The organism is Actinomadura sp. NBRC 104425 (assembly GCF_030269545.1).
Taxonomy (GTDB): Bacteria; Actinomycetota; Actinomycetes; order Streptosporangiales; family Streptosporangiaceae; genus Spirillospora; species Spirillospora keratinilytica.
In genome coordinates this window covers 1-5,303 of the sequence record NZ_BSTN01000063.1, presented here as the reverse complement: position 1 = coordinate 5,303, position 5,303 = coordinate 1, and the positions used below count along the sequence as shown (strand labels likewise).

The window sequence follows — 5,303 nt, the reverse complement described above, 5'->3', positions numbered from 1 at the left end:
GCGTCGACGACGGGTTCTTCGACTTGGGCGGTGACTCGATCATCGCGATCCAGCTGGTGTCGCGGGCCCGCCAAGCGGGGTTGGTGATCTCCCCGCGCGAGGTGTTCCAGCACCAGACCGTCGAAGAACTCGCCGCCGTCGCCCGCCCCCTCGCCGACGCCGACGCCGTCGAAGCCGAACCGCCCGGGACGGGCACCGGGCCGGTCCCGATCACGCCGATCATGGCGTGGCTGCGTGACCGGGTGGGCGGCGACGCCTCCCTGATGGCCGGGTTCCACCAGTCCATGCTGCTGCGCACCCCCGCAGACCTGGGCCTGGACAGGCTCACGGCCGCGTGGCAGACGGTCCTCGACCACCACGACATGCTCCGCCTCCGGCTCGACGTGGACGAAAGCGGCGACGGGGCCGGGGAGTGGCGGCCCGTGGTCCGGCCCGTCGGGGACGTGCGCGCCGCCGGCCAGGTGACCCGGGTGGACGTGGCCGGGCTGGACGCCGACAAGCTCGCCGCCGTCATCACCGAGCATGCCCTCGCCGCCCGCGACCGGCTCGACCCGCGCACCGGGGCGGTCGCGCGGCTGGTGTGGTTCGACGCGGGCACGGCGCAGGGCAGGCTCCTGGTCATGCTGCACCACCTCGTCGTCGACGGGGTGTCGTGGCGCATCCTGCTGCCGGACCTGGTCACCGCGTGGGCGGGCGGCGAAGTGGAACCCGTCGGAACGTCGTTCCGGCGCTGGGCGCAGCGGCTCACCGCCTCCGCGTCCGACCCCGAACGCGCCGCCGAGCTGGACACCTGGCTCGACATCGTGGACGGTCCCGACCAGCGCATCGCCGACCGGGCACTCGACCCGCGCGTGGACATCGCGGCGCGCGCCCGGTCGCTGACGCTCACCTTGCCCGCCGACGTCACCGCGCCGCTGCTGACCGACGTGCCCGCCGCCTTCCACGGCCGCGTGGGCGACGTGCTGCTCACCGGGCTGGCGCTGGCCGCCGTCCAGTACCGGCGGCGGCGCGGCGGACGCGGCACGAGCGTCCTCGTCGATCTCGAAGGGCACGGCCGCGAGGACGTCGTCCCGGGTGCGGACGTCACGCGGACGGTCGGCTGGTTCACCTCGATCCACCCGGTGCGGCTCGACCCGGGTGCGGTGGAGCCGGGGGAGATCCGCGCGGGCGGCCCGGCGCTCGGCACCGCGTTGAAGAAGGTCAAGGAGCAGCTCCGCGGGATCCCCGACAACGGCATCGGCTACGGCCTGCTGCGCCACCTCGACCCGGCCGCCGCCGAAGAACTGGCCGACCTGCCGCCCGCGCAGCTGGCGTTCAACTACCTGGGCCGCGTCGCCCCCGGCGACGACGGCGCCGACTGGAGCCTGGCGCCGGAGGAGACGCCCTCGGGCGAGGACCCGCGCATGCCGATGGCGCACGCCCTGGAGATCAACGCGGTCACCCGCGACCTGCCCGGCGGCCCCGAACTGAACGCCACCTGGACCTGGCCGGACGGCCTGCTCGCCGAGGACGACGTGCGCGAACTGGCCGAGGCGTGGTTCGCCGCGCTGCGCGGCCTGGCCGCCCACGTCGCCGCCGGCTCGGCCGCCGGCGGGTTCACCCCCTCCGACCTGCTGGTCGACCTCGACCAGGGGGAGATCGACAAGCTCCAGGACGCGTGGAGGAAGCAGCAGTGACCCGGTCCGACATCGAGGACATCCTGCCTCTGGCGCCGCTGCAGCAGGGGTTCTTCTTCCACGCGCTGCACGACGCCGGGACGGCATCGGGCACCGACGTCTACACCGCCCAGCTCGTCCTCGACCTGGAAGGCCCCCTGGACGCGGCCGTGCTGCGGGCCTCCGCGGAAACCCTCCTGCGCCGCCATCCCAACCTGCGCGCCGCGTTCTGGCACGAGGACCTCAGCCGCCCGGTCCAGGTGATCCCCCGCCACGTCGACACGCCCTGGGAGGAACTCGACCTCGCCGGCGCCGCCGACCCCGACGCCGAGGCCGCCGCGGCCGTCGAACGCGAACGGTCCCGCCCGTTCGACCTGACCGACCCGCCGCTGCTGCGGTTCGTGCTGCTGCGGCTCGGGCCGCAGCGGCACCGGCTCGTCCTCACCAACCATCACATCCTGCTGGACGGCTGGTCGACGCCGCTGCTGGCCACCGAGCTGTTCGCGGTGTACGCGGCGGGCGGGCGGGACACCGGCCTGCCGCGCCCCGCCCCCTACAAGAACTACCTGGCCTGGCTCGCCCGGCAGGACCGGGCCGCCGCCGCGGACGCCTGGAAGGCCGCCCTCGCCGGAGTCGACGGGCCGACCCTGGTGGCGCCCGAGGCGGCCGGACGCCCCGCGACGATGCCGCGGCGCACCGAAATCGAACTGGACGAGGCGCTGACCAGGAAGCTCACCCGGCTGGCGCGCAGGCACGCCGTCACGCTGAGCACCGTGCTGCAGGGCGCCTGGGGCCTGCTCGTCGCCCACCTCACCGGCCGCGACGACGTGGTCTTCGGCGCGGCCGTCTCGGGGCGCCCCGCCGAGCTGCCGGACGTCGAGTCCATGATCGGGCTGTTCGTCAACACCGTGCCGGTGCGGGTGCGGGCCCGGCCGGGCGACTCGTTCGCCGACGTCCTCGAACGCGTCCAGGACGAGCAGGTCGAACTGCTGGCCCACCACCACCTCGGCCTCACCGATATCCAGCGCGCGGCCGGGCAGGCAGCGGTCTTCGACACCGTCACGGTCCTGGAGAACTACCCCTACGACCCGTCCGCCGCCGGCACGGCGATCAACGGCGTGCGGGTGGCCGGCGTCGACTCCCACGACGCCACCCACTACCCGCTGTCCCTGGCCGCCGTGCCCGGCCCCCGGCTCACCCTGCGCCTGTACCACCGGCCCGACCTGTACGGGGACAGCGACGCCGACCGGCTGCTCGGCCGCCTGCGGCGGCTCATCGAGGCGTTCGCCGCCGACCCCGGCGGGCCCGTCGGCCGCGCCGACCTGCTCACCGAGGACGAACGCCGCCGCACCCTCACCGCCTGGAACGACACCGCGGACGCCGTCCCCGATGCCACGATCACCGGCCTGTTCGAGGAGCAGGCGGCCCGGCGGCCCGACGCCCCCGCCGTCATCGACGGGGACACCGTCCTCACCTACGGTGAGCTCGACGCGGCGGCGAACCGGCTCGCCCGCGTGCTGGTGGACCGCGGCGCCGGACCCGAGCGGATCGTGGCGGTGGCGCTGCCCCGCTCGGCCGACCTGGTCACGGCGACCCTCGCCGCGGGCAAGGCCGGGGCCGCGTTCCTGCCCGTGGACCCCGAGTACCCGGCGGAACGCATCGCCCACATGCTCGGCGACGCGCGCCCGATCCTGACGGTCAGCACGTCGCGGCACGCCGACCGGCTGCCCGCAACCGACCGGCTCCTGCTGCTGGACGACCCCGCCGCCGCCGCGCTGATCGACGCCCAGGACGCCGGCGCACCCCGCGACGGCGCGGCGCCGCGGCCGGACCACCCGGCCTACGTCATCTACACCTCCGGATCGACCGGCCGCCCCAAGGGCGTGGTCGTCACCCACGCGGGCATCGCGAGCCTGGCCCGCGCGCAGATCGACGGCATGGCGGTCGGACCCGACGCCCGCGTCCTGCAGCTCGCCTCGCCCGGCTTCGACGCCTCGGTGTTCGAACGGCTGGCCGCGATCGGCTCCGGCGCCGCCATGGTGGTCGCCCCGCCGGACGTGTACGGCGGCGAACGCCTGCGCGACCTGATCCGCGACAAGGCCGTCACCCACGCCGTCATCACGCCCTCCGCCCTGGCCACCCTGCCGTCGCAGGACCTCGACGGGCTGCGCACCCTGCTGGTCGCGGGCGAGGCGTGCCCGCCCGACCTGGTCGCCCGCTGGGCCGCCGACCGCCGCATGGTCAACGCCTACGGCCCCACCGAGACGACCGTGTGCGCCACGATGAGCGGGCCGCTGCCCGACGGGCCGACCCCGCCGATCGGCACGCCGATCCGCAACACCCGCGTCTACGTCCTGGACGGCGCGCTGCGGCCGGTGCCGCCCGGCATCCCCGGAGAGCTCTACGTCGCGGGCCCCCTCCTGGCCCGCGGCTACCTGGGACGGCCCGAGCTGACCGCCGAACGATTCGTCGCCTGCCCCTACGGCCGGCCCGGCGAGCGGATGTACCGCACGGGGGACCTCGTGCGGTGGCGCGACGACGGCACGCTCGACTACCTGGGCCGCGTCGACCAGCAGGTGAAGATCCGCGGGATCCGGATCGAACTCGGCGAGGTCGAGGCCGTGCTGACGGCGCACGAGACGGTGGCGCACGCCGCGGCCGCGGTCCGCGACGGCCGCCTCGTCGGCTACGTCGTGCCCGCCCCCGGCGCCGCCGTCGACGAGGCGGAGCTGCGCCGCTTCGCGGGCCGCTCGCTGCCCGACCACGCCGTCCCCGCCGTGCTGGTGGTGCTGGACGAACTGCCGCAGACCCCCAACGGCAAGCTGGACCGCGCCGCGCTGCCCGCGCCCGCGGCGCAGACCGGCACTGGCCGCGCCCCCCGCACCCCGCGCGAGGAGATTCTCTGCAACCTGTACGCGGAGGTCCTCGGGCTGGACCGGGTCGGCGCGGACGACGATTTCTTCGCGCTCGGCGGCGACTCGCTGACCGCCGTCCGCCTGGCCGGGCGGGTCCGGTCCGCGCTCGGCGTCGAACTGCCCGTGCGGGCCCTGTTCGAGGCGCCGACCGCGGCCGCGCTGGCCGGGCGGCTGGACGAGGCGCAAGGACGGGTCCGGCCCCCGCTCGTCCGCCGGGACCGGCCCGAGGTGATCCCGCTGTCGTACGCGCAGCGGCGCCTGTGGTTCCTCAACCGGTTCGAGGGCGCCCGCTCGGCGACCTACAACATCCCGGTCGCGCTGCGGCTCACCGGCCGCGTCGACCATGACGCGCTGCGCGCCGCCCTCGGCGACGTGGTGGCCCGGCATGAACCGCTGCGGACGGTCTACCCGGACGCGTCGGGCACGCCGCGCCAGCACATCCTCGACCCGGCGGTCGCGCGGCCCCGCCTCCCCGTCGTCGAGACCGATGAGGCGCACCTGCCCGCCGCCCTCGCCGACGCCGCCGGGCAGGGCTTCGACCTGTCGGTCGAACCGCCGCTGCGCGTCCGGCTGTTCGCCCTGGACGACGACACCTGCGTCCTGCTTCTGGTGCTGCACCACATCGCGGGTGACGGCTGGTCGATGGCGCCGCTGGCGCGCGATGTGATCGGCGCGTATGCGGCGCGGGTGGAGGGGCGTGCGCCGGGGTGGGCGGAGCTGCCGGTGCAGTATG

Annotated in this window: 2 protein-coding genes; both read left to right on the top strand. The window is 75.7% G+C overall.

The features are described 5' to 3' along the window. On the top strand, window positions 1–1,676 hold a 1,676-nt coding region (locus QSK22_RS32970; protein WP_285498418.1), incomplete at its 5' end, for a condensation domain-containing protein. Beyond that, on the top strand, window positions 1,673–5,303 hold a 3,631-nt coding region (locus QSK22_RS32965), incomplete at its 3' end, for a non-ribosomal peptide synthetase (protein WP_285498417.1). The genes QSK22_RS32970 and QSK22_RS32965, both read left to right, overlap by 4 nt.